The organism is Pseudarthrobacter sp. CC4 (assembly GCF_048957775.1).
In the GTDB taxonomy this organism is placed as follows: Bacteria; Actinomycetota; Actinomycetes; order Actinomycetales; family Micrococcaceae; genus Arthrobacter.
The window spans coordinates 18,274-42,587 of record NZ_JARCCZ010000034.1; the positions used below are offsets into that span (position 1 = coordinate 18,274).

The following is a 24,314-nucleotide window of genomic DNA, read 5'->3' on the forward strand; positions in this document are numbered from 1 at the left end:
CGGATCACTCGCACTGTCTGCGGCGTTCGCCGGACCCGCCGCAGCCGCACCGGCCAGGACACCAGATCCAGCATCAAACGGCTCAATTTCGAAAGGATCACGCCGGATGCGTCCCGCCTTTCACTTCAGCGTCCCGGACAACTGGAAGAACGACCCCCAGCGCCCCGTCTACATAGACGGGGAATACCACTACTACTACCTGTACAATGCCGACTATCTGCGCGGCGGCGGAGGCACGTCGTGGCGCCGCGCGACCACTACGGATCACGTCGCGTTCACTGACCACGGCGTCGCGATCCCGAAGTTCAGCGATGGCAACGGCGACTGCTGGTCAGGGTCTCTGGTGGTGGACGAGCGGAATACCGCCGGATACGGCGAGGGTGCGGTGATTGCCCTCGTGACGCAGGCGCCCGAAGGCCGCCAGGCCCAGTACCTCTGGTACTCGACGGACCGGGGGCGCTCGTTCCGGGCCGCCGGTCCGGCCCCGGTGCTGCCCAACCCCGGAGTTCACGACTTCCGCGATCCCAAAGTCATCTGGGACGATGACCGCGGACACTGGTTCATGGCGAACGCCGAGGGGCAGAAGCTCGGCTTCTACACATCCGCCGACCTGCGGTCCTGGCGGCGCGTTGGCGAGTTTGTACGCACCGATCTTGGGCTTCTGGAATGCCCTGACATCTTCCGCATGACCGCTGACGACGGCACCTCCCGCTGGATCCTCGGTACGAGTGCCAACGGCAAAGCCCGTGGCCTGCCCGCCACCTACGCGTACTGGACTGGCGCCTTCGACGGAACATCGTTCAAGCCTGATCAGCCCGAGCCCGAATGGCTCGACCACGGCTACGACTTTTACGGGGCAGTCACCTATCCACATCACGACGCCTCGGGTGCGGAAGATGAGACGCTCCGCCGGGCAATCGGGTGGGCGAACTTCTGGGACTACCCCCACAACACACCGACCCTTGAGACGGACGCGTACAACGGCGATGACATGATTGTGCGCGACATCCGCCTCAAACACGCGGACGGTGGGTACTACCTGGTCTCCGCGCCCACGTCAGCACTGGAAAACCACGTGAAGCGCACCCACCTCCTGGGCGACATAGTTGTAAAGGGCACCCGTGACCTCGACGTCCGCGCGACCGCTTACGACCTCACCTGCGAGCTCGTCTGGGACCCCGCTTCCCCACCTGCCAACGTTGGCCTTGAAGTATGCCGGGCAGAGGGCGGCGGCAGGCACGTTGCCGCCGGTGCATTCCTGCGGGGCCCCTTCGCCTACCTCAACAGGCGTCCAACGATCAACCCAACAGGAGGCGAAACCCAGACCCCGATCGACCCCTCGGCAGGACGGCTCACAATCCGCATCCTCGTGGACAGCACAAGCGTGGAGATGTTCCTCGGAGAAGGACGGGTGGTGCACTCGCACCGGGTGTTCCCCCTTAAAGGCGACAATGCAATCCGCCTCTACGCCCACGAAGGAGCCGCCACTTTCCGGGACCTGACCATTCACGAAATCAAGGCAACGCATTAGTCCAGGTCCTGACCGCGCTCATGGTCCGCAGAAAGACCTGCCAGGACACGCTCACAATCACCTTCGATTCGAGATAGCCATTACATACCTCAAAGCTGTTCGGGGCGCCTGGCCAAGCTGGTCACAATGCCACGTGGCCAAGCGGAACACCCATACAACGCGTCTCGGCGGAAATTGGGCCTGCTCATAGCCATAGCCCCCCGGGATACCCGGGGAACAGGCGAGCAATCGGACTATCGGGGCACCAGATGCCTGGAAATCTCGGCGGCAGCGTTCGGCAGGTCGATAGCGCCCGCGGCGACTCCGACGACGAGGTCGAAGCCTTCATCCGTGGTGAAGTCATGCCGGTGACCGTTGATCCACAGCAGCAGCACCATGAGCGTCCAAGCCGTCCGTTTGTTGCCGTCAACGAGTGGACGGAACCGGGCGACCGACTCCAACAAGGCTGCCGCCTTCACCACGAGCTCCGGATAGGCTTCCGCGCCCAGGACAGTCGTAGCCGGCCTGACCAATGCTGAGGCCAACAACCCGACATCACGGATATGGAAGCCGTACCGATCAACTACCTGAAGGGCATCCTCAATGTCCAGGTACGCTGTCACGCGTCTTCAAGGCGCTTCAGCAGATCAGCGTCATGACCCATAACAAAATCAAGACCTGCGCTGATTTCACGCCGGTGCGCGTGGCGCTGCAGAACCAGCTCTGCCCCCTGCAACAGAAGCGCGGACTTGGACGTATGTTCCTCAGCAGCCAACTTCTCCAGCCGCCGATCGAGGTCTTCAGGGACACGGAGATTCATAGCCATGCCTTCATGGTACCAAACCGGTACCCGCGTCGCTGCTGGACGCCATGTCGGGTAGACAGATCTTGGACCTCAGTGGCCGATACGGATCGGACCTCGCCTGGAGGCATCGTGCCTCAGAAAACCCTCTCGGGCATCTATTTAAGACAAGACACGGCGAGACAACTTTCCAAGACATCAAGACACCTGTCCAGACGCCACTCCAACTGGGCTATTTAGAGCGGAGGCAGGGTGTTGAATAGCTTTTGTTTTCCGAGACAACGGGAGGTTGGGTGTTTGCACTGGCAGCGATCGGAGTGCTGCTAGTAGTTGTTGGACTAACGTTGTGGCTCAGGAATCGCAAGCCCAGCACCGGATCCCATTAGCATCAGCGAGTAAGCTCCTTGGCACACGGGACTGCCCCGGTTTTGTTGACGGACCGGCCCCTTCTCTCAGCCAGCCGGGTGTCTCGAAACCTAACCGCCTCGAAACCCTAGGGATTCGAGGCAGGGAAGTTATAAGACAGAGCCTCAGACCATTCCCTACTAGACGATGGCTCCGTTATTGAGCTGCCGGCGCTGGGAACGGCCGGGGAGCCTCCACGCCCAATACGCAATCATGAGTCCAGCCGTCGCGGCCCCACCCGCGTACACCCAAGGCGAGGACCATGCCCCTTCGGGTGTGGGAATAGCAAAGGCAACCATGACGGCAGCCACGGCCAGAACGACCTCCACGGCCGCCTGCAGAGGCCTGGCCCGGTACTCAGGGTAGGCCAGCCGGACCAGAGGGATGATCGGAAGCAGGAAAAGGCCGAGGCTGAAAATCACCCAGATGATGTTGAACGCGAAGACCGCCAGGCCCAACACCAGCAGCCCAAGGAATTTCAACACGTCCGCGGCCCGGAGCGCCTTCACTGACGCCCAGCGGCTCAGCATCAGCCCCCAGGCCGGGAGCCCCAGCAGCCAGCCGCCACACCAAAAACCCAGGTCCAGCAGCGCCAAGACCACGAGCAGGGCACCGGGAAACAGGAAAACCACGGCCTGCCGCAGTGACGGGAGTTTGCCGGTCGGGCCGAAGATACATGCTCCGATCAGTATGTGGGCGCCCACGTACCCGGGTAATAGCTCAATCACGGGCACCTGGGTCATGCCGAACCCCAGAAGGGTCAGCGAGGCGACCATGACGCAGACCGCGGCGAAAGCCCACGGACGGCGGTCGGTGTTGGGCGTGGCATCCCCCAATGTCATGGACGCACTCTACCGGATATGAAGGAGCGCGGATCCGAACACTGAATGTGCCGGAACGTGAGCAGCCTGTGTTGAAACGCTAGCGGTACAAGTCAGTGCGTGGGCAGTCATGCGAGCACCGAACGCCGCCATTTAGCGGCAAACTCCACAGCCCTAGGTCGCGTTGCTTTCCTCTGGACGAGACGCCTCGTATCTCAAGGGATACGAGACAAACTAGCGTGTAGCGTTCAGTTCATGCCAAACGAAGAAAATGACAGAGGGGCACAGCTTCGTGAGTATCTGAACGATGCCCGCGAAGCAATCTTGTGGAAATGTGAGGGCTTGAGTGATGCCCAAGCGCGTACTCCTCTGACTCCGACAGGCACCCATGTCATGGGCCTACTGCTCCACCTGGCCGTCACCGAATCCCAGTACTTCATTTCATGTCTTGGACGGGAAATTGAGAACCCCACTATCCGGGGCGTTATCGAAGCCGAGGAGTCGCAGGCAGACTTCCTCCCGCCGCCGAATATGACGCTGGTCGATGCTCTTGAAATCTATCGGGAGACAACCGTCGCAGCCGATGCAGTGCTCGACGAATTGGAACTGGATTCACCGGCCGTGGTGCCTTGGTGGATAAAGCATCGTCACACTACGGTGGAACGCCTCCTGGTGCATATGATCGCCGAGTGTCATCGTCATGCTGGACACTTGGACATCGTGCGCGAGCAGTTGGACGGGTTCATCGGTTTGCGCCCATCCGCGCCGAACATTCCAGACCTCACGCCCGGTCAGTGGGACGAGCAGCTGCGGGTGAAAGAGCTAGCCCACGGGGCCGGGCCCAGTACAGCTAGGTCTCGAGGCACGTCTATACATTGGTGAATAGGCGTGAAGCCGCGCACGGTGCTTATGCTCGGACTTTCCGGTGAGGCCAAGTCACTTCGCTTCCAGTGAGCTGATCAGGTGGTCCAAGGAATCTCTGTTCCGCGAAATTTTGGAGATATCGCTACTGAGTCTTAGACGCTCGCGCAGGAGCCGTGAGCGCAATTCAGGTGTTCGCGATGAGGGGTCATTGATGCAGGGCAGAAGTTCCGCGATGGCCTTACTGCACAGTCCGGCGTTGAAGAGTTGCCGGATCAACCCGATGAGCTGAATTGCGTCGGGTGAGTAAGTCCGTTGGCCCGAAGATGAACGTTCAGTGGTTAGAAGGCCCTGTTCTTCGTAGTAGCGGAGAGAGCGCACACTCACGCCGGTCACCGCCGCCAGATCGCCGATTCGCATTGGGATTTGCCCCTCACCTTGGTGTCAGGTTTTACGGTACAGACATGACTACTGAAACTAGCCCCAAACCAGCCGTCCGGCAGCTGCGACTCATCGTTGAAGCCGAGGACTACGAAGCGGCTTTGACGTTCTATCGCGATGTGCTGGGACTGACAGAGCAGGCGGTCTTTGAAGGCGACGGAGATGCACGCGTCACGATCCTCGAAGCAGGCAGGGCAACGCTCGAACTCTCCAACCCCTCGCAGGTAAAAATGATTGACCAGGTAGAAGCCGATGGTCAGCCCAGCGCGAAAATCCGGCTCGCCTTCGAAGTGGACGATTCTGCCGCTAAGACCAAGGAACTGGTTGAAGCCGGCGGCACCTTGATCGCTGAACCGAGAGAAACCCCATGGAAGTCGCTGAATTCCAGGCTCGCGGCACCTGCGGGTCTTCAGGTCACGCTGTTCCAGGAAGTCGAATCCCTTCAGGAACGCAGCACCAGATCCGGTTTCAAACGCCCCTGATTCCAGGAAGCAGACCAACCAGGCACTACTGGTTGATCCGCTTCCAACCTGCTGCTCCACGGCGGCGCGCGATTTAGCGGTGCGTTACCTTGAGATGGTCTGGCTCGGCGAAGCCGGTTCTTCAGGTTTCCGTGGCGGGCACCGCGTGACTTCAGGCGCTGTATGGAGGACACCATAAAGATGATTGCGGTGATGGCTAGGCAGCCACCTACCCAGGTCGGGGACGCGTAGCCCATTCCCGCGGTGATGGTGATCCCGCCCAGGTGTGCGCCGAGGGCGTTTCCCACGTTGAACGCGGAGATGTTTACCCCCGATGCGAGGGTGGGTGCCTCCTGCGCAAAGTGCAGGACGCGGACCTGCATGCCGGGCACGGCTGCGAACCCGAAGACCCCGAGCAGGAACAAAGCGCTGGCCGCCGTCCACTGGGTCTCCAGGGCCACCGTGAAGCTGAACAGGATGACAGCCAGGGCGCACAGGAGCACGAGGAGGCTCTTGTCCAGGTTCCTGTCCGCTGCTTGGCCGCTGAAAATGTTGCCGGCGAACAGACCAACGCCGAAGAGGACAAGCATCCACGGCACGGCTGTTTCCGGGAAGCCGGCGACCTGCGTGAGCATCGGGGTGATATAGGTGAATGCGCCGAACATTGCGCCGAAACCAAAAACGGTGACAAGGATGGACAGCCACACCTGGACGTTGGTGAACGCACTGAGCTCCAGCCGGAGATTAGCCGGTTGGTTGGCGGGCTGGGTTCTGATGAACGCGAGCATCCCGATCAGGGCGATGATCCCGATGCCGGTAATGGCCCAGAACGTGGACCGCCAGCCGAAGTTCTGCCCGAGGAAGGTACCGAACGGGACGCCGAGGACGTTCGCGGTAGTGAGCCTGGCAAACATAATGGAGACCGCGGCGGCCTTCCGGTGCGGTTCCACGAGGTTCGCTGCAAGCACGGCCCCGACCCCGAAGAACGCCCCGTGGCACAGCGCGGCCACGATCCGGCCGATGAGCATCACGGTGTAGTCGGGGGAGAGTGCCGAGATGAGGTTCCCCGTGATGAACAAGACCATGAGCAAGGCGAGGGTATTTTTCGGATTCCGTCCGGCCGCGACCGCTGTGACGAAGATTCCGCCGAAGGCGACGCTGAGCGCGTAGACGGACACGAGGTAGCCCGCGACCGGGATGCTGACATTGAAGTCAGAGGCGACTTCGGGAAGGAGCCCGAGGATGACGAATTCGGTGAGCCCGATCCCGAATCCGCCGGCTGCGAGGGCTATCAAGCCTAGGGGCATTGTGTCGCTTCTTTCTGCCGGGTAGTGGTGCCCGGCCGGCCAGGCGAAAGCCTCAACCAGCCGGACGCCGGGATGGGGGTTTAAGCCGTGACGGGTGCGGGCTTCCGGAGGAACAGGGCAACCATCACGGCTGCTGCCAGGCAGAGGGCGGCATTGATGCCAATCGCCGGGAGCACCGCGCTCAGGACCCGTCCCGGGGCGGCGTCGCTGGTACCGTGCTGGAGCAGGGACGCGGCGATGATGGTGCTCATGACGGGGATGCCCATCGTGATGCCGATCTGCTGGCTCATGGTCGTCAGCCCCGTGGCGAGGCCCTGTTCAGTGTCGGGGAGCCCGGTGGTGGCGGTGACCATGAACCCGACGATCGCTGCAAGGTTCGCGACGCCGCCGACGAACGTGGCGATCAGCACGATCACTAGCGAAGCCTGGTCGGTGTTGATGAAGAGCAGTGAGCCGGTGGCTGCAGCCTGGATGGTCAGGCCGGTGATGATGGTGTTCTTGTTGCCGAGTTTGCCGATCAGTTTCGGGGCGATGACGCCACCCACCACGGTGCCGACCCCGAGGACGGCGAACGCCAGCCCGGCGCCGAGCGGTGTGTAGCCGAGGACCTGTTGAAGGTAGAGGGTCAGGACAAACACCAGGGACGTTTCAGTCGCGAACGCCAGGATTCCGGCGATGTTGCCCCAGGCGATGTTGTTCCTCCGCAGGATGGCCACGGGCACCAGCGCGTGTGCTGTGTTTTTCTCGATGAAGAAGAACACGACGACCAGGAACAGGCCCCCGGCGAGGGGTCCCCAGGCCAGGCTGTTGGCCCAGCCCTTTTCGCCGGCAGTGGTCAGGCCGAAGACGAGCAGCAGCAGCGCCAGTGTCACAGTGACCGCTCCAGGGACGTCGAGCTTCGTTCTGTTGCCGCGGGCCGACTCGGTGAGAAGCTTGGCTGCAAGCACTAGGACGAAGACGGCGATGGGGACGTTGATGAAGAACGCCCACCGCCACGACAGTAGATCAGTCAGGAGCCCGCCGAGGATCGCACCGGCGGTGAACCCGGCAGCCATCAGTGACCCATTCAGGCCCAGGGCCTTGTCCCGCAGCGGGCCTTCCGGGAAGGACGTGGTCAGCAGCGATAGTGCAGCCGGCGTGACAGCGGCGGTCGCGAGGCCCTGGGCGACGCGGGCGGCGAGCAGGAGGCCGAGGTCGGTGGCGAGGCCGCCGACCAGTGATCCGATGCCGAGCAGGGCCATGCCGGCGATGAAGAGCCGTTTGCGGCCGAACAGGTCAGCGACCCGACCGAAGAACAGGGTGAACCCTGCGGCGCACAGCGCGAAGGACGTGGCGATCCATTGCAGGTGCTCCAGGGAGAACCCCACGTCTGCCCCGATCCGCGGCAGGGCGACATTGAGAATAGAGAAGTCCACTGCGAGGGTGAAGCTCGCGGTCAGCAGCAGGACCATGATCAGCCGTTGCCGCCCCGTCATCCGGACAGGGGTGTCTTGGATCGGTGGTTCCGGTGGTGCGGTGAATTGAGGGAGGGGCGTGGTGTCTTTGGTTGTCATCGCGCGAGTATCCAATCCGTGGGGGGCGTGAGCGGGTTTTCCTCTCCACCTTGCCGACGGCCGGCAGTAACAGCTACGCCGTGTTGTGGGTAGCACGGGCAGTGCTACCCAGGTTCTCGATTGATCGTGAATACTCGGGGATATGAACGAATCAGCGATGGGCGACTTCCTGCGCAAGCGCCGGGCGGCTCTGACGCCGGCGGATGTGGGCCTGATGGATTACGGCACGCGCCGGGTGCCGGGGCTGCGCCGGGAAGAAGTGGCCATGCTGGCGGGCATGAGCGTGACGTACTACGCCCGGCTGGAACAGGGCCAGCACGTCAACGCCTCCGACGCTGTCATCGACTCGCTGGCCCGCGCCCTGGCTATGACGGAGGTCGAACGGAAACACCTTGTGGATCTGTCCGGGGCCAAGCGCCGCACAGCCAAGACCACGCGGAGCAGACCGGATCGCGTCCGGCCCGGAACTAAGCGCCTGGTTGAGTCCATGGGCAATGTCCCGTCGGTGGTGCTGGGCAAACGCACTGAAGTCCTGGCCTGGAACCGGGCCGGACACCGGCTGGTCGCCTCCCACCTGGGCTTCGACGCCCCGGACACGCCATCTGAACGCCCGAACATGACCCGGATGCTCTTCCTCGACGAGGCCACACGCAGCCTGTACCCGCACTGGCGCACCGAAGCCGGGCGTGCGGTGGCATCCCTGCGGCTGCTCTCCGGACGGTTCGCCGATGACACCGGGCTGGCTGCCCTCGTTGGAGAACTGACCCTCAAAAGCCCGGATTTCGCGAACATGTGGGCCGAACACCCCGTGGAGAACTGCATGTCGGGACACAAGACACTCAACCACCCCCAGATCGGATCACTGGAGCTGGGGTTCGAGGTCCTGACCATGCCGGACGATTCCGGCCACCGCGTCCTCACCTACACCGCAGAACCGGGAAGCGAAACTGCCACAGCCCTGGCCCGCCTCCAGCGGCCGTCCCTGACCCTTGCGCGGGAAGGAGCGCATTTTGATCAGGCAGTCTGATACAGCGATCAGTCACCACTTCAGCAGCCAGCTATATCAGTCCACTGCGCCGTTCTCGCACTTCGTACGGCATGGAGACACCGGCTACACGGCGGGCATCATCGGCCAAGACCCTTCAAGCGGTGCCTTGGTCTCCAGTGACGTCACCGAACAATGCGCAGCAATGCTGGCCAATCTGGAGTCGCTGCTCAATGAACTGGGACTGGGGATGAGCCACATTATCCGCATGACGATCTACCTCACTGACTACCAGGATTTCGACGCCATCAATACCGTCTATGCCCAACGACTGACCCCACCGTTTCCGGCCAGGACCACCGTCCAAGCGGCTGGTTTGCCGCTGGGTGCGAAGGTGCAGATCGAGGCAACAGTTCATCTTCCCAACATGGGATAACGCCTGAGGTTTGCAGCACACTAAGGATCTGTCTCGAAACCTCTGCGCCTCGAATCCCTAGAGATTCAAGAGAGCCGGCGCGCAATGGTGCGACAAAGAGGGATCACAAAACGCCGCCATTTATCGGGAAACTCCACATATCAAAGGAACCGTCCTTCCGGCCAAGGCCGCTTAGGCTGTCTCAGAAACCGTTGCTTTACTACTAAGACGGGACGACCACTCCTCAATGAGTCCTAGCACCCGGCTTCCCCACGTGGGGAGCCGGGTAAAGGATCCTTCACCGGAACGCGATCTGAGCGTGGCCTTTTAGTGCGTACTCTGATGCATTAGACGCAATGAAGAGCCGAGGAAATGCCGGAACGGCCGGTCACCCCCAATGATGACCGACCGTTCCGGGGTGTTCATGCGCCCAGTTCGCTAGGGCGCGGAGTCCACCACGGATGTGCGTACCGAGGTCCAGCCGGTGACGGTGCCAGCAGGAGAGCCTGGGTAGTCCTTCAGGAGAACATTTTGTTCGCCGATGACCAGACCCGAATCCGGGTCGATGATGATGTCGGTCCTTGCCGCACCATCAGGTGATGGAACGCCGATAGCGGTGCCCGTCCTGCCGTCAATGGTTGCTTGCCGGTCACTGAGTTTGACACCTGGAATGAGGGCGGCGACCTTGTAGAGGGCGGCGCGAAGTTCGGCTGGAACGGCACCGGTCCGCAGGCCGTCCGCAATGGTCACGAAGGCTTCACTGTCGGGGGTCTTGCCGGCGCCTTTGGTCCGTTCGTAGATCAGGTCGAGAAGAGCGCGGGGGTCCTTGGGCGACATCGCATCTGCAAAACAGCGCGGCGCTAACAACGGGCGGGAACCGGCACCGAGGTTCGTCCAGAAAGCACGCTACGGAGTATCAAAGGTTGCTTCACTCAGGTCTCCGGGATTAGCAGGGAGACGCTACCAGTTCCTGCGCCAGGCAAAGCCAGCCTGGAGCCCTGCATCGTCCTTCGGTGGATTCCTGGATCAGGTTCCCATTCCCAGATGTGCTCCGCCTGCAACATCAAGGGATACGCCGGTGATGTAACGGTTGTCCGGATCGGCAAGGAAAAGGATGGCGCGGGCGACTTCGTCTGGTTCGGCGAACCGGCGCATGGGAAGCTGGGCGGCGCGCTTGGCCCGGTTGGCGGCTGCATCCGGGCCCGAGTCCTTCGCGAATTGTGCCCACATGGGAGTGTTTACCGGGCCCGGCGCGATGGCGTTGACCGAGATGCCGTTGGGGCCGAGCAGCTCGGCGAAGGACCACATGATGTGGAGCACTGCGAGTTTGCTTGCGTTGTACGGCAAATAGTTGAGTCGTGCCTCTTTAGCTGCAACGGAGGAGAGGATCACGATCGCACCGGCAGTTCCGGTCCCAATCATTGATTGCGCGGTTTCCCGGACCATGGAGAAGGTGCCCGAACCGTTGATCCGCATGATGGAGTCGAATTCTTCGGTCGTTGTTTTCATGATGTCCGGCGTGGCACCCAGGACTCCAGCTGCATGGACAAGCGCGTCGATGCGCCCGTACCTGGTTGTGACATCACGGACGACGGTGGCGCATTGTTCTTCGGAGGTGATGTCGAGCGTGAAGAAGCCGGCTAGCTCTTGGCCCTCCTTCGCGCCGCGGTCGGCACCTATGACGATGGCCCCTTCGGCTGTGAGGGCGTCGACGACTGCGTCGCCGATTCCGCCGCTTGATCCGGTTACCAGAACGACTTGGTCTTTAAGGCTCATCTGATAACTCCGCTTGTCCGTTGCTGCCCAGCGACTGGCTGGCGGGCTGCTCGTTTCATCTTTCCAGCTCCTTAGTTGAGGTGTTTCAAAGGGTGTCCCCGCTCCGGGCGCGGCTGCTTCAGTGAGCGCCGCTCCGCGCCCTGACCTGCTGCCGCACTGTTGAAGCCCAGGTTCTCTGCCGTCCCCGGTCCAGAATGGCGCAGGCGCCCGTGCTGCCTAGCTGTTGCCGCTGGTGGCGTGGCTGGCCCATTCCCGGCCTGCTTGTTCTTCTGTGGGCAGTCCCGAGGCGGCGAGGACTTGGTCAAGCAGCCTCTGGGTATGGACAGCTTCCCGGCCGGAGGTCAGTGGCTGGGCCCTGTCGGCGACCCGGTCCAGGAAGTGATGGACGGCGGCGGAGAATCCGAGCGTGTCGGTGGCCGTTGCCCAGCCGTACGCCTCGGCGCTGAGCTCGCGTGATGTGGTGACTCCCTGGACAGTGGTCGAGACGGTTTCCGGGGCCCTGACTTCTACGGTCTTGCCGTCGCCGTAGGCATCGAGTTTTTCGCTCCAGGCACCGGCTGTCCGGGCTGCCATGAGCACTCCGGTGTTGCCGGTGCTGAAGCGGATCATGGCCGCGACGCCGTCTTCCTCCCACGGGTCGTCGCCCGCTGCGTGCGCCGCCACGTCAACAGGTTCGCCACCGCAGTACCAGCGGAGCAGATCGACCATGTGGATGGCGTTCTCGAAGGTTGCGCGGTATTCCGATCCGGGGCGGTTCTTCTGGGCCACGCAGAAGGTAGCGCCCTTCGTGCCAAACAGCTCCCGGCCGGCGGTGTAAACGGGGGCATAGCGGCGGTTGAAGTCGACCATCAGGATGCGGCCGCGCTCGTCGGCGAGGTCTGCCAGACGTTCTGCCTCCTCGGTTGCCGGGGCCAGAGGCTTTTCGCAGAACACATCGACGTCGCGGCTCAGGCACAGTTGGACTGCGTGGGCATGCTCGGAGCGGGGCGTCAGGACGAAGACTGCGTCCAGGTCCTGCGCACCCAGCATGTCATCGACCGACTTGTAGGCGGAGCCGAAGCCCCAGCGTCGGACCAGGTTGCCCGGATCCTCACGGCGTGACACCAGTGCGGCCAGCTCAACGTCATCGCGCTGGACGAGTGTGGGCAATTGGGCAATGGTCGCGATGTTTCCGGCGCCGATGACGCCGACGCGGAGGCGGTTGGTGTTCATCGGGCGTTCCTTACATGGGCGGGATCAGAGAGCATGGCGCGCAGGACGTCGGCTGATTCCCTGAATCCGTCCTCGGGCTTGGGAAGGTCTTGCCGGTGCCAGCGGTATTCAAGTTCGATGCTGAGCACGTCGTCGTAGCCGTACTGAAGCAACCCGGCGAGGATTTGGGGCCAGGGAACGACGCCGCTTCCAACGACTCGGGACCGTACCGTGCGCTCGGATGCGTTGACCCGGGCTGTTTCGGTTGCGCGGAACGCTGCGTTGGGGTCGGTGAAGACAAGGTCCTTCACGTGCACGTGGCCGATCAGGTCGCCTTGGACAGCGAGGGCCTGTTCGAATTTTTCGTCGTGGGTGAATGTCAGGTTCGCCTGATCGTACAGAACACGGATGGCCGGGTGCGCGACCTCGCGGACCAGGGCTGCAGTTTCGGCCGCGGACTGGGTCATTGTGCCGAAGTGGTTCTCAACGCACAGCCGTACGCCTGCCTGTTCAGCTTCAGGCGCAAGGGTCTGCAACGCATGCACGAGCTTTGCCCACCGCCGGGCATGGTCGGAGTCCCCGGCATGCCAGGACCCGGCGTAGACACGGACCCGATCGGCCCCGACCATATGCGCGGTTTCAATGGCACCCCGAAATTCATCGACCGCGCCGCGCCACTCCACGTCCTCAAGGGAGTTGATGGCTGTCGTGTATGGCGTCAGGCCTACGATCGGCACGCCTTCACTGTCGGAAGCCTTCAATGCCTCCATCGCGGCGCGCCGATCTCCCAGAGGCAGCCCTGACAGGTAGTCGTCTTGGTAGATAACCTCCGCGGCGTCGAGGCCGGCGGCTTTGAAGAGCGCCAGTGCCTGGGGAACCGTGTGGTCCGGGGTTCCGAGTGTGTGACCTGCAAGCCGCATCATTGAGTGTCCTTTCTGGAAGTGTTTGGAGCCGCTGCCCAGTCCGCGGGACCGACCAGCCTCGGTGGGGCTGCGACGCGGGACCGGTCGACGATCTCCATCAGCAGGCCCCAGGGGGTAAGGAAGTAAGTCCAGCGGTTGCCGGCTACGCGCGGGCTATCGCCTGCGACTTCTTTGCGCTCACCGAGCACCCGTACCCCAGGTATTTCCCGGAGCACGGCGAGCGCTTCATCGACGTCGTCCACGACGAAGCACAGGTGGTGTCCGCCGGCATCACAATGCCGCGGCGGGGTTTCGCGCCGCTCAGCACTGCTCCATTCGAAGAGTTCAATATTGAGGTTCGGGGGCAGTCGCAGCATGGCCAGCGTGAGTTTCGCGTCTGCCGGGACGTCAAAGTTTGTGGGCATGAATTCTTCGTCGGGACCCCGCTCTGAGCGGTACAGTTCCTCGGCCCCGAGCACGTCGACGAAGAACCGGATACCTTCCTCAAGGTTGGGGACGGTCAGGCCGACGTGGTCCGTGTGCTGGAGCCCCGGCAGCCGCCGCAGTGTTTCTGCTGGGGCGCCATCCATTTGCGCGGTCATGCGCGCGGTCCCGAGGTGGAGCCACGGACCAGAAGCTCAGGCTCGAGGACGATGTGGTCCACGGAGCCGTCGATATTCTGCTTCTCAGCCAGTTCGATGGCGATGTGGCCCATGTCGGCGATCGGCTGCCGCACCGTTGTCAGAGGAGGGTTGAACCGGGCTCCAAGGGCCAGACCATCGAAACCGATGACCGACACGTCCTCCGGAACACGCACGCCGCTCTTGCCGAGGGCCGAGATGACCGCAAAGGCCACCATGTCATTGGCCGCGATGATCGCCGTCGGCGGGTTGTCCATTTCGAGGAAATGCTCTGCCCCACGCGTGCCAGCATCCAAGTCCGATCCACTGTCCAAAACGACGGGCGTGCTGCCGCTCTCCGCTGACAGCTCCAGGTACGCCTCTATCCGGTCCTGGGCGGTGTGTGTACCGGCGATACCGGAGACGTAGCCGATCGAGGTGTGCCCCAGTGAATGCAGATGGTCCAGGGCGAGCATGATTCCGCGGCGGCTGTCGACGGTGACCGTTGGGACCGCATCGTCGCCTTCCACCCGGTCGATCACGACCACCTTGTGTCCGAAGTCGAAGCGTTTCAAGGCCTCGGTATCGACCTTTGTGGAGGGCGCGACAATCCCGAACGGGGCATACATGGCCTGCATGGCGGTGAAGTAACCCTCAGTTTTGGCAGGGTCACCATTGGTTACGCAGAGCAGCAGCTGGTAGCCGCGCTCGTCCGCCGCCTGCGTCATCGTCTTGGCAAGTTCTGCAAAGAACGGGTTGGTGATGTCAGGGACGATCAGCGGGATGAAGGTGCTGGTTTTTCGTCGAAGCGCCTGGGCGAGTGGACTCATCGTGTAGCCCAGCCGCTCGGCGACCCGGAGGATGTGCTCGCGTGTTTCGCTTTTCACAGCTTCCGGGCGGGAGAATGCCCGGGAGACGGTGGACCGGTGGACACCGGCGGCTTTCGCGACAACGTCAATACTCAGGTCAGGCATGTTCTTTTCCTCCGTGCTGGTCGTCATATGCCTGCCAAATGGGGCGCATGACGTTTTCGAGCTGGGCCAGCGTCGGCAGGCCCCGGAATCCATCTTCCAGTGTCTGGGCCACACGCCGTACGAACGGACCGTACAACGGGTCGCTGTCCACGTCGATTTTGGCGGACTCCGTGGTCCCGTCCACGGCGGTGAAGGTAGCAGAGCCATCGGAGTCAACGGAGGCGAATCCTGCTTCACCGACCGAGGTGTAGCTGCAGTAGCGCTTAAGCGGGGAGCCGGGAAATGCGTAACCGACCTCCACGATGGCTTCCCGCCCCTCCGGCGTGGAGATGATGAGGCTGGCGTGGTCCTCAACGGCTCCGCCGTGCAGAACCGACGAAAGCCGCGAGTCGACATGTGCCGCCGGTTCTGCGCAGCTCTGCAGGAACAGGTCGACAAAGTGGGGGCCCAGGTTCGCCAGGCATCCCCCGCCTGCGCTGACAGGATCGAGCATCCAGGGATTGGCGTTGTCGAGGTAGCGGGACGGCGGTCCGGCAATGAATGACGTTCGCTGGTACGTCGGCCGCCCTGCCTTAGCAAGCCATCGGTCGGTTGGACCGTCCCGCTGGACCAGCGGGACGGTGGCAGGGACGCCGGCTGCATCGGCGGCCTTGCGCACAGCAGAGAGTTCGGCAAGGGAAGTTCCCAGCGGCTTCTCCACCACGAAGGGAATACCGCGTTCGATCAGGGCGTGACACTTCTCCGCCATGTCGGAATGGGGGCCAAAAACGTAGGCGAGCCCAATGTCGGGAAGGTCAACCAGCTTCCGCCAGTCAGCTTCCACCGGTGCTCCCCAGCCATCGGCCAGGCCCTGGACGAGGGACACGTCGTCGTCACTGACGCCGACGACCTGATGCATTTCGGCAATCGCCTGTGCGTACAGCGGAACGTGCCAGTGGGAAGCACCAAGAATGATTGTTCGTTCGTGAGTCAACCGCGATACCCCCTTGTATGAGATCGGTTGCTGAGATCGGTTGCAATAACACTATGGATGGTGGGAGAGTTTGTCAACGACACCACAACAGCGGCCCAGGTGATAAGCAAAACCAAACCCGCTTGGGCCCAAGAAAGGCCACCATGTACAAGAAACTTCGCACCCTGCAGACCATCGATGAATCCGGCGCCGTCCTCATCGTCCGCCTTGAGAACGCAGACGTTGCCGAACGCGTTGCCGAAGCTGCCATCGCCGGAGGTTTCCGCGCCCTTGAAATCACACTTTCAATCCCCGGAGCCGTCGAGGTAATCCGCCGGCTCTCCGCCAAACATGGGGCCAATGGAGTCGCGATCGGCGCCGGAACGGTGCTGGACGAACACTCGGCCTACGAGTGCATCCGCGCCGGCGCTGAATTCCTGGTTAGTCCCCAGCTGAACCCGGCCATGATCCGGACAGCGAACCGGTACCAGGTACCAACAATCAGCGGGGCTTACACACCGACTGAGCTTGTCAACTCCGCAGAGGCGGGCGCTGACATCCTCAAGCTCTTCCCCACCGAGGCCGGCGGCATCCCCTACGCCAAGTCCGTGCTCGCTCCGCTGGCACACCTGCCGATCATGCCGGCAGGCGGCGTAACGCTGGAGAACGTCAGCGAATGGTTTGCCGCGGGCGTTGCAGGTGTCGGCGTCGGCAGCTATGTGACCAAAGCTTGGCAGCCCGATGGCGACTTTGGCCGCGTCACCAAAGCCGCCGAAGAGTTCCTTTCCGCAGTGGCAGAGGCCCGCCGATGACAGTCCCCAGCGTCTTTATTGTCATCGGCCCGGCGGGCTCCGGGAAAACCACGATCGCGCAGAGAACAGCACAAGAAAACAACGCGGCATACCTGGACAAAGACCGGATATGCGGACGCTTCGTCGAGTTCGCGCTGAAGGCAACTGGACACGACCCCACCGACCGGGAATCCAACGACTACTATCGCGACAACCTGCTGCCCCTCGAGTACGAGACACTCATGGACGTGGCCGGAGCCAACCTGCGTCTGGGCCGGTCCGTCGTGCTCGATGCCCCTTTCGGAGCCTACTTTGACGATCCGGATTTTCTGACGCGCGCGGCAGAAAAGTTCCATTGGCCACCTTCTGAGACCACGGTGGTGCGGGTAAGGGTCCCCCAGGACCTTCTGCGGGACCGGCTGACCCGCCGCGGCCTGGAACGGGACCAGTGGAAGCTTTCCCATTGGGATGAGTACTGGTCCGTCTATGGGAGTTTGGAATGCGCGTGGTCAGGCGTGCAGTACCTGGACTTCAACAACGAGACACCCCTTCCGGCAGAGGGGTGACGGCTCAGCCGCCAGAGCCGCTCATTTCGGCCAGTTCTACGCGGGCCGCTCTTTCAGCCTGCAGCATGAATTGGCCACACCACCCCTAAATCGACCGAGGCAGCACGACTGCCTCCAGTGCACAAAGTGGCTGCTGTCCTCCGGAGGCGGCAATGCCAGAATCTGCGACGCGACTCACAAAAAGACGTTGACAAGTCTCTTTTGCCACCCTTAGTGTTGTTGCAACCGATCTCTGCAACCGATCTCAGCAATCGATCTTATTGGCTCCGGTGAAAAGCCGGAGGACCGATTGCCTCCGGTGCAATCCCTAACCCCTCCTCAGCAAACGTGAAAGTATGGAGAGTTCAATGAAGACCTCAAAAGATGCGCTCGACAGCTCGGGCCCTTCTGAATTTTTGGAAGTGCCGGAGCCGCCCCGGCGCTCCGTCAACATGGTGGCAGGCACGATCGGCCACTTTGTGGAGTGGTACGACTGGTACATCTACGGGCTGCTGGCAGCGGTGTTCGCGGGACAGATATTCCCAAGCGAGAACCCCTTCGCGTCCCTTGTCGCAGCGCTGCTCACCTACGCCGTCGGTTTTGTTATACGCCCGCTCAGCGGAATCATCATCTCGCCGCTGGCCGACCGTTACGGCCGCCGGCTCATCCTGACGCTGTCCATCTCCGGAATGGCGCTCGGCTCTCTCATCATCGGCCTCACCCCCTCATTCGCGACGATCGGCTACGCAGCACCTGTTCTCTTCCTGGTTGCACGCATCCTCCAGGGAATCTCGGCCGGCACCGAGCAGCAAAGCGCCATCGCGTTCATGGTCGAACACGCTCCCGCGAACCGGAGGGGCCTGTTCGGCTCGTTCTCCAACATGGCAAGCGGCCTCGCAACCCTCGCAGCGACCGGTTCCGCCGCAATCGTGACATCATCCTTTGCTCCCGCCGAACTCGCAGCCTGGGGTTGGCGAATCCCGTTCGTCATCGGCGGCGTTCTCGGCGTCGCCGGTCTCATCCTGCGGGCCCGCTCGGATGAGACCCCTGAGTTTGAGGCAGCTGCCCTCGTCGATCAAAAGTCCGCCTGGGCGCGCCTGAAGGACCTGATCCGCGAACACCCGAAGGCTCTGCTCCAGGCAGCGGCACTCTCTGCCCCGGCAGTGGCCTACTACACCTGGGCCACCTTCCTCCCCACCTATGCCAAGCTGACCACCGGCCGGGACCTGTCCTCCACCCTGGCCGGGAGCGTTATCGGGCTGGTATTGCTCGTGGTCATCGTGCCGGTCTGCGGATACCTTTCCGACCGCCTCGGCCGACGCAAGATCTTCCCCATCATCGGTGCCATCGGCATGATCGTGCTCTTCTACCCACTGCTTCTGCTGCTGAACCAGCCAGGCTTCTGGGTATACGTTCTAGTTTCGGCATCCGGGTGGGTAGTTCTCGGTATTTGGCAGGCCGTTTACCCGACAATCCAGGCCGAGCTCTTTCCGGCCTCAGTCCGGGTAGCAGGCATCGGCTTCGCGCACCAGATCGTCATCGCCGTCTTCGGTGGCACCGCACCACTTATCGCCGCTGCATTCGTCGGCGCCGGACAGCCCATGTTCGTTGCGTACTACATGATCGCCATTGTCACCCTCTCCCTCATCGTCTACTTCACGCTCCCCGAGACCGGCAGCAAGGGCCCACGTGCCACCGTCGCACCGGCAGACCCCGAAGTGCTCGAAGGAGAGCACCTGCTCTTCGAGACTCCACACGGCGGGACCCAGGCGAACGGTTCCAAGGCGTAGACCTCCATCTCCTCCCCAGCACTGCACATGAAGAAGGCCCTCGACCGGCTCCGGTCGAGGGCTTTCCCCTTCCCGGCCGGGGCCGGCTCCAAGATGAGGCACACGTCAGGCTGGCGTGTGCCAGGTGTCAGAGTAGGGCCCCTCCTCCATTTTTGTGGCGATGGCTCAAGAAACTCGTAGACCCAAACCGGACACTTCTGACTCCGCTCAAACCGCCACGCCACTCAAAAGGACACGGCCAGGTCATTCGTCGGTTTCATGCCCGTCCGGACGTACTGCAGCCGGTCAATGGGCACATAGGAAGGCAAACAAATTCACACTGCCAGGGCTGCCGCGCCGCCAGCTAGTGCCCCAAGAACTCAGAGCGGCCAGGCCCCTCCCTGCACTTTTTGTACAACCAGATCCAGCGTCGCTGTCTGTCATTTCCAGCACCTGGATGGGCCACTCCCCTGCGGAATCGAGGCGGTATGCTCGGCCGGCAATCTGGAATCTGCTGCAACGCCCACAAGTCGGCCCCAGCGGCCCTTAAGGCAGAAGTAAGTGTTGACACTGTCCACACCTCCTTTGGCAGGACAAAACAGCGGTTCCCCAGTTCCCGCGCCCAAAAAGCGGGGCCGTCCAAGTAAGTTTCGCACCGCAATCGGCGAAGTCATGTTGTGCCCGCTCCCCCGGTCCATGAACAGGTGTAGGCCACCCCCGGCCAACCCGAGACAACCAACACGAGGTACCGCATAACCGCAGCCACAGCAGGCGGAAGGCCCACCAGCAAGGGCCTTGAACCCGCCACCCCACACACCTGCACAGGCCACCGCGGCGGCCAGGCCACAGCCCGCGAACCAACCCGTCAGAGCGACGAGAATCAAGCTTTGTACACACGTCAAAGCAAAATCGCCTCTGACGAGGCGATATGTCGTGCCCGAGGTGGGACTCGAACCGTGTTCCAGGCCTTGCAAACACTGGGAACTCCAGAAAACGTACCGAATCCGAGCTAGTACGGCCGATGGACGGCCCAGTCCGAAGCCAAAAGTGTTGACATTGTCAACGCCTTTCTTTTTGCCCAATTCCCAACGCCACGAGCGGCGGTCGCGCCCCTTTAGGCGCGGAAATTGGAATGCGCCGGTTGAAGTTCCGACCACAACTATCAGGACTGCCCCTTCTGCGTCCCGAGCTCTTGTTAATTCCCCGCGGAGGGTGTCGGTGCCGACTCCGGTCGCGGTTTCTTGGCCCACAACACATTCTTCAGAAGACCGGTCTGGTCAATGTGTACGAGGCCGGCGTCATATTGCCGGAGGGTATCGTAAGTCTTCCTCATCTCGGCGCGGTCCACTATTAGGCCGCGTGCGACGGCGCTGCTGAGGATCCACGCTGTGTCGATGACCCTGATACCGAATTTGCTCGCCAGTTGCTGGCCTCTGTACTCGTCGATGACGACGTAGACTTCCTCGCCCCGGACTTTGCGCATCATAGCGTGGGCGATAACCAGGATTTCACCAAGATCTCTATTTTCGGTAAGCCGCTGCGCGAGTGGCATCCCGGAGAGCTTTTTCACGGCAACAGACAGTGCTTCCGCGTCTTCTGACGAGACCGACGAGTCGAGTATCCCGACGTGGTCGTGGTCGGTCAGCAACCGCCAGTTGTTGACCGTGGACACTGGGAAGTCTCGGCGGTTCGATCCGCGCTTTCCAACCTCGTCGTCTACTACGTCCGGAACGCGAAGCTGGTTGGAACCCCGCTGGAGAACTTCAATCAGAAGGTTCTGCTTCGAAGCGGCGCAGAATGTGATGCACGGTCCCGCATCCAGGATCGTTATCTGGGCGGCCATGGGGTCAGGCTGGGCCGAATGCGTCTAGGTCAGCCCAGGCTACTTCGATGGTCTCAGGAATGATGCCGGCCTCTTCAAGTTCGCTGAGCTGCTGATCCGGGTCCACGCCGCTGAGCGCTGCGAGACCTTGGACGGACACGAGGTTGCGGATGTAGCCCTCAGTGGTATTTTCGATGAGCCGTTGCGGAGGCCTCGGTGTTCGGCTCTCCGCGGCCATGGCCCGGTAGTCTCCGATCCACCCGTATCGCAAGGCCAGGCCTTGGGCAGTCTCACGCCACCAGTCCGACTTTTGTGTCAGGGTAATCCACCCGTCGGATTGCATCTGGATCAGAGCGAACGCTGGTGAAACCTGGAAGTGCCTCACAACCGACGAAAGGTGTCGGACGCTCACCTCACCCCGCTCGGCGCTCAGGTCTTCAAGGAAAGCCGACAGACCTTGGATGGGTGCCAGGAGATGGCGAGCGAAAGTGTCCGCACGGATTTCTTCCGGCGTTCGCTCGGACGGGTCGTGCCGCAGACCAGCCTCGTAGTCGGCGAAGACGATGTGGCCGAGTTCGTGCCCCAGCGATGATCTCTGGCGCTCCGGGATGCCGGTCGTAGCCACGCCGATAATGGACTTTCCTCGCACCGGATCGGTTACCACCATGCCGTCCATACCCTCGGGCATTTCAAGGATTGCGACGTCGACGCCGGGCGCCACGAGTCCGATGAGTTCGTGAAGATCAGCGATCGGTCCTGTCCCGAGTCCGTGGTCGCGTCGGATCTTCACTGCCGCGAGGTATGCAGGCCGCTCACTGGGCCCGACTCCCGGAGGGATAGCTGTCTCCTCCGGCATCATGCACCGATGCCGTGCAACGCCAGATAAGCGTCCATCTCCAAGAACTGAGTAAGCCTGTTCTTGACGGCGGCAGCGTCGGCCGTGGATGTGTTAGCGCGGCCGGCCACAAGTACTCGATCGCGAACAGGATTCTCGTCCAAAATTGCCTCGACAGGGCAACCCAATGCCCAGGCGATGGAGATGACGTCGTCCATCCGGGCCGGACGTCCCCCACTTTCGATGCGGTACAACGTGCTTTGGGAGATTCCAGTGAGGTTCTCAAGATCCCGCTGGCTCAGGCCCGCTTCAGTGCGCCGCTCGGCGATTCGACGCCCAACATCAACAGACATGACAGAATCCCCTCGTTGAATCAGTTTTTTGTTTCCTGATTCAATCATAGCTGAGTGGTGATGCGACATCTCACCCGCCCTCCGCATGCTTACTCGAACGTACGTCGCTTCCGGAACCAAGCTAGGCTGAGGGCTGGAGCCAACCACAGAAGGCCACCCGGACTTCACCCGCCGTCGCAGGTGGCGTTAGGAATGCCGTGAACGACTTCGAGGGCGTAAATCTCGGGCCGGATCGATGTTCGTGTGACTATTAGTCCATGACTGGACCATGCCCAGAAACAGATGAATGGCTGAGTGACGACCCCATCAACCCGGACAACCCGGCCCTGGATTTGCTCGACAGGCGAGGCTTCGCGGAGTCCTCCATAGCAATGCTGGAAAGACTGCGGGCACAAAGCGAATCATCTGTGGTGGGGCTCATTGGCCCATGGGGTGCCGGGAAATCCAGCGTCCTGAACATGATCCGAAGCGGAATTACAGACCTCGACTCCAGCTGGACCGTAGTCGACTTCAATCCATGGAACTACCAAGACCTCCCCTCCCTGCAAACCGGTTTCTTCACCGAGCTCCATGCTGCGCTGCCGTCTGGTCCGAAGTGGAAGACGGCACGGGATGCCTTGTCGAAAATTGGTCGCCGCGTCGCCCCACTGGGAACCTTGGGATCGTTTCTTGGCTTCGACGCGGAAAAGGCCATCCAAAGCTTCGCAGACCTGATCGCAGGAGACGAAAGCCTGGCAAGTGCACGCCAAGAAGCAGAGGACGCACTCCGCAGCGCCAGCCAACCCGTTCTAATGATCGTCGACGACCTAGACCGGCTTGCTCCGGAAGAACTCCTGCTCGTCTTCAAACTCATACGTCTTACCGGCCGATTGCCACATATCTACTACCTGGTCTCGTATGACGAGGACACACTCCTGGACGCCCTTAGCCGCACCGGACTCGTTGGCAATGACGATCCGCGAAGAGCCGTGGACTACCTTGAAAAAATAGTTCAAATTCGCCTCGACCTACCGCCCCTTCGGGAGCACCAAGTCTCTGCATGGGTCGACAATGCACTGAACTCGTTTGCACAACGCTTCGGATTCAGCCTAGGAACCGAAGACATCTCCCGTTTCAGCGGCGCCTACCATGCCCACATTCGAACGCGTCTGAGTACGCCCAGATCCATAAAGCGATACTTCAGCCAGGTCGAAGCCTTCTTCGAGCCAGTGAAAAACGAAGTGGATATAGTCGACTTTCTCCTCATCACCTGGATACGAACTGCAGAGCCTCTGGTATACGAACTTGTGGCCGCCCGAGGAGCCGACTTACTGGGAAAAGAGTGGAGCGCCCGATCCGTCCTTGGGAAAGAAGACCCGAAAGCCAGAAAAGAGGTGTGGCTTTCGCGGCTGAGAGGCCCGAGTAGTCGACGCGAACCTCGAAGGAATCGCAGATGTTCTCGGCCGGCTTTTCCCGCGGTTTGAAGAAATCTGGAAAGAAACAGCTCCCGGATCCCGAGCACACAGCGCGCGGGCAGGGCGTATCTCCCATCCCAACTACTTTGACCGTTTCTTTGCTTTCGGAGTACCCTCGGAAGATATCCCGGACGCTATCGTTCAATTGGCACTCAGCCAGATTGCATCGGGTGATACCGGTCCGGAAAGGCGCCGCGTCGAAGCCGACTTCGCTGACAAAACGTCAATGATCGTCGAAAAACTCGAAACTCTCGCCGACAGACACCCGGAAAATATTCCAGCACTCATTGATTGGCTAACGTCCAAGTATCACGAGCTGGACGACATCCTCGCGTTCGTGACACCACGCCATCACGTTCGTTGGGCGACAGCCCGTCTTTTCAACAAACTGGATACCGGATCTGCCGTCGAAGCAATCGAAGCCGCTGGAAAAGCCGAAGAAGGTCTCTTTCTGGCGGCAAACTGGATCGATGCTGTCTCCAGGGAAAGCAATTTCGCCCAAGACACGGCCAAGTTATTTGCTCCCGCCCGGACGCGCTTCATCCAGCTCGTCCGTGAAACGTTGGACGGATACAAGACAACAAACCCGCTGGACATCCCGAACCACATATGGGCCCTCATCTGGGAATGGCGCAGCTTGGAAAAGGAGGAGGCTGCAAACTGGATGAACGCCACGGTGACAGACAACGGCACTGTCGGTGATGGTCGAAAAGTGAGCCATTGTGACGGTTGAAAACTGAGCCACCCGTTCCAAACGATTGGGTGGGTG

The 24,314-nt window shown here is 61.6% G+C and carries 26 protein-coding genes; 10 read left to right on the forward strand and 16 right to left on the reverse strand.

Annotated elements, in window-relative coordinates:
• Positions 1 to 106: 106 nt before the first annotated feature.
• Positions 107 to 1,531 carry a glycoside hydrolase family 32 protein gene (locus tag PV768_RS19320; RefSeq protein WP_421093937.1) on the forward strand — a complete coding sequence of 475 codons (1,425 nt, stop codon included), beginning with the start codon at positions 107 to 109 and terminating at the stop codon, positions 1,529 to 1,531.
• Between the two features lie 233 nt (positions 1,532 to 1,764).
• On the opposite strand, the gene PV768_RS19325 is transcribed toward PV768_RS19320, so the two are convergent.
• The 3 genes from PV768_RS19325 to PV768_RS19335 form a co-directional block, all read right to left on the reverse strand.
• A complete protein-coding gene (locus tag PV768_RS19325) occupies positions 1,765 to 2,133 on the reverse strand; it encodes a type II toxin-antitoxin system death-on-curing family toxin (protein WP_321216074.1) in 369 nt (122 codons plus the stop codon).
• Positions 2,130 to 2,336, reverse strand: a complete 207-nt coding sequence (locus tag PV768_RS19330) for a ribbon-helix-helix protein, CopG family (RefSeq protein ID WP_246084586.1) — start codon at positions 2,334 to 2,336, stop codon at positions 2,130 to 2,132. The genes PV768_RS19325 and PV768_RS19330 overlap by 4 nt, the downstream gene beginning before the upstream one ends.
• Before the next feature lie 521 nt (positions 2,337 to 2,857).
• Positions 2,858 to 3,559, reverse strand: coding sequence for a hypothetical protein (locus PV768_RS19335; protein WP_421093938.1), 702 nt, complete (start codon positions 3,557 to 3,559; stop codon positions 2,858 to 2,860).
• A 234-nt stretch (positions 3,560 to 3,793) separates the two neighbouring features.
• Between PV768_RS19335 and PV768_RS19340 the strand changes: the two genes are divergently transcribed.
• Positions 3,794 to 4,420 carry a DinB family protein gene (locus tag PV768_RS19340; protein ID WP_421093939.1) on the forward strand — a complete coding sequence of 209 codons (627 nt, stop codon included), beginning with the start codon at positions 3,794 to 3,796 and terminating at the stop codon, positions 4,418 to 4,420.
• Positions 4,421 to 4,474: 54 nt separating this feature from the next.
• Here the strand turns inward: PV768_RS19340 and PV768_RS19345 are convergent, their stop codons facing one another.
• On the reverse strand, positions 4,475 to 4,819 hold the full coding sequence (locus PV768_RS19345; protein ID WP_323057314.1) for a MerR family transcriptional regulator: 345 nt from the start codon (positions 4,817 to 4,819) through the stop codon (positions 4,475 to 4,477).
• Positions 4,820 to 4,863: 44 nt separating this feature from the next.
• Between PV768_RS19345 and PV768_RS19350 the strand changes: the two genes are divergently transcribed.
• A complete protein-coding gene (locus tag PV768_RS19350; protein ID WP_421093940.1) occupies positions 4,864 to 5,322 on the forward strand; it encodes a VOC family protein in 459 nt (152 codons plus the stop codon).
• On the opposite strand, the gene PV768_RS19355 is transcribed toward PV768_RS19350, so the two are convergent.
• Positions 5,283 to 6,608, reverse strand: a complete 1,326-nt coding sequence (locus PV768_RS19355) for an MFS transporter (protein ID WP_421093941.1) — start codon at positions 6,606 to 6,608, stop codon at positions 5,283 to 5,285. The two genes, PV768_RS19350 and PV768_RS19355, sit on opposite strands and share 40 nt — an antisense overlap.
• An 80-nt stretch (positions 6,609 to 6,688) precedes the next feature.
• Positions 6,689 to 8,161 (reverse strand): MFS transporter, encoded by a 1,473-nt coding sequence (locus tag PV768_RS19360; RefSeq protein ID WP_421093942.1) that lies wholly within the window; start codon positions 8,159 to 8,161, stop codon positions 6,689 to 6,691.
• A gap of 142 nt (positions 8,162 to 8,303) precedes the next feature.
• On the opposite strand from PV768_RS19360, the gene PV768_RS19365 reads away from it, so the two are divergent.
• A complete protein-coding gene (locus tag PV768_RS19365) occupies positions 8,304 to 9,188 on the forward strand; it encodes a helix-turn-helix transcriptional regulator (protein WP_421093943.1) in 885 nt (294 codons plus the stop codon).
• Positions 9,172 to 9,582 carry a RidA family protein gene (locus PV768_RS19370; RefSeq protein ID WP_321216069.1) on the forward strand — a complete coding sequence of 137 codons (411 nt, stop codon included), beginning with the start codon at positions 9,172 to 9,174 and terminating at the stop codon, positions 9,580 to 9,582. The genes PV768_RS19365 and PV768_RS19370 overlap by 17 nt, the downstream gene beginning before the upstream one ends.
• A 417-nt stretch (positions 9,583 to 9,999) precedes the next feature.
• Here the strand turns inward: PV768_RS19370 and PV768_RS19375 are convergent, their stop codons facing one another.
• From PV768_RS19375 to PV768_RS19405, 7 genes are all read right to left on the reverse strand, one after another.
• On the reverse strand, positions 10,000 to 10,398 hold the full coding sequence (locus PV768_RS19375) for a hypothetical protein (protein WP_421093944.1): 399 nt from the start codon (positions 10,396 to 10,398) through the stop codon (positions 10,000 to 10,002).
• 189 nt (positions 10,399 to 10,587) lie between these two features.
• Positions 10,588 to 11,337, reverse strand: coding sequence for an SDR family oxidoreductase (locus PV768_RS19380; RefSeq protein WP_321216067.1), 750 nt, complete (start codon positions 11,335 to 11,337; stop codon positions 10,588 to 10,590).
• 216 nt (positions 11,338 to 11,553) lie between these two features.
• A complete protein-coding gene (locus tag PV768_RS19385) occupies positions 11,554 to 12,549 on the reverse strand; it encodes a Gfo/Idh/MocA family protein (protein ID WP_421093945.1) in 996 nt (331 codons plus the stop codon).
• Positions 12,546 to 13,451: a sugar phosphate isomerase/epimerase family protein gene (locus PV768_RS19390; protein ID WP_421093946.1), complete on the reverse strand. Its 906-nt coding sequence runs from the start codon at positions 13,449 to 13,451 to the stop codon at positions 12,546 to 12,548. The genes PV768_RS19385 and PV768_RS19390 overlap by 4 nt, the downstream gene beginning before the upstream one ends.
• Positions 13,448 to 14,032 (reverse strand): VOC family protein, encoded by a 585-nt coding sequence (locus PV768_RS19395; RefSeq protein WP_234005568.1) that lies wholly within the window; start codon positions 14,030 to 14,032, stop codon positions 13,448 to 13,450. Before PV768_RS19395 ends, PV768_RS19390 begins: the two co-directional genes overlap by 4 nt.
• Entirely contained in the window at positions 14,029 to 15,024 is a 996-nt protein-coding gene (locus PV768_RS19400; RefSeq protein ID WP_421093947.1) for a LacI family DNA-binding transcriptional regulator, read from the reverse strand. The genes PV768_RS19395 and PV768_RS19400 overlap by 4 nt, the downstream gene beginning before the upstream one ends.
• A complete protein-coding gene (locus PV768_RS19405; protein WP_321216062.1) occupies positions 15,017 to 15,997 on the reverse strand; it encodes a Gfo/Idh/MocA family protein in 981 nt (326 codons plus the stop codon). The genes PV768_RS19400 and PV768_RS19405 overlap by 8 nt, the downstream gene beginning before the upstream one ends.
• A 143-nt stretch (positions 15,998 to 16,140) precedes the next feature.
• Between PV768_RS19405 and PV768_RS19410 the strand changes: the two genes are divergently transcribed.
• The 3 genes from PV768_RS19410 (at position 16,141) to PV768_RS19420 (ending at position 19,102) form a co-directional block, all read left to right on the forward strand.
• Positions 16,141 to 16,788: a bifunctional 4-hydroxy-2-oxoglutarate aldolase/2-dehydro-3-deoxy-phosphogluconate aldolase gene (locus PV768_RS19410; RefSeq protein WP_421093948.1), complete on the forward strand. Its 648-nt coding sequence runs from the start codon at positions 16,141 to 16,143 to the stop codon at positions 16,786 to 16,788.
• A complete protein-coding gene (locus tag PV768_RS19415) occupies positions 16,785 to 17,333 on the forward strand; it encodes an AAA family ATPase (RefSeq protein WP_421093949.1) in 549 nt (182 codons plus the stop codon). The genes PV768_RS19410 and PV768_RS19415 overlap by 4 nt, the downstream gene beginning before the upstream one ends.
• 347 nt (positions 17,334 to 17,680) lie before the next feature.
• Positions 17,681 to 19,102 carry an MFS transporter gene (locus PV768_RS19420; RefSeq protein WP_157238239.1) on the forward strand — a complete coding sequence of 474 codons (1,422 nt, stop codon included), beginning with the start codon at positions 17,681 to 17,683 and terminating at the stop codon, positions 19,100 to 19,102.
• 1,174 nt (positions 19,103 to 20,276) lie between these two features.
• Here the strand turns inward: PV768_RS19420 and PV768_RS19425 are convergent.
• The 3 genes from PV768_RS19425 to PV768_RS19435 all read right to left on the reverse strand — a co-directional run bounded on the left by PV768_RS19425 (position 20,277) and on the right by PV768_RS19435 (position 22,139).
• A complete protein-coding gene (locus tag PV768_RS19425) occupies positions 20,277 to 20,924 on the reverse strand; it encodes a hypothetical protein (RefSeq protein ID WP_421093950.1) in 648 nt (215 codons plus the stop codon).
• A gap of 4 nt (positions 20,925 to 20,928) precedes the next feature.
• Positions 20,929 to 21,693 (reverse strand): ImmA/IrrE family metallo-endopeptidase, encoded by a 765-nt coding sequence (locus tag PV768_RS19430; protein WP_421093951.1) that lies wholly within the window; start codon positions 21,691 to 21,693, stop codon positions 20,929 to 20,931.
• Positions 21,694 to 21,758: 65 nt separating this feature from the next.
• A complete protein-coding gene (locus PV768_RS19435) occupies positions 21,759 to 22,139 on the reverse strand; it encodes a helix-turn-helix transcriptional regulator (protein ID WP_421093952.1) in 381 nt (126 codons plus the stop codon).
• 209 nt (positions 22,140 to 22,348) lie between these two features.
• Between PV768_RS19435 and PV768_RS19440 the strand changes: the two genes are divergently transcribed.
• On the forward strand, positions 22,349 to 23,554 hold the full coding sequence (locus PV768_RS19440; RefSeq protein ID WP_421093953.1) for a KAP family P-loop NTPase fold protein: 1,206 nt from the start codon (positions 22,349 to 22,351) through the stop codon (positions 23,552 to 23,554).
• 136 nt (positions 23,555 to 23,690) lie between these two features.
• Positions 23,691 to 24,278, forward strand: coding sequence for a hypothetical protein (locus PV768_RS19445; protein WP_421093954.1), 588 nt, complete (start codon positions 23,691 to 23,693; stop codon positions 24,276 to 24,278).
• Positions 24,279 to 24,314: the final 36 nt, after the last annotated feature.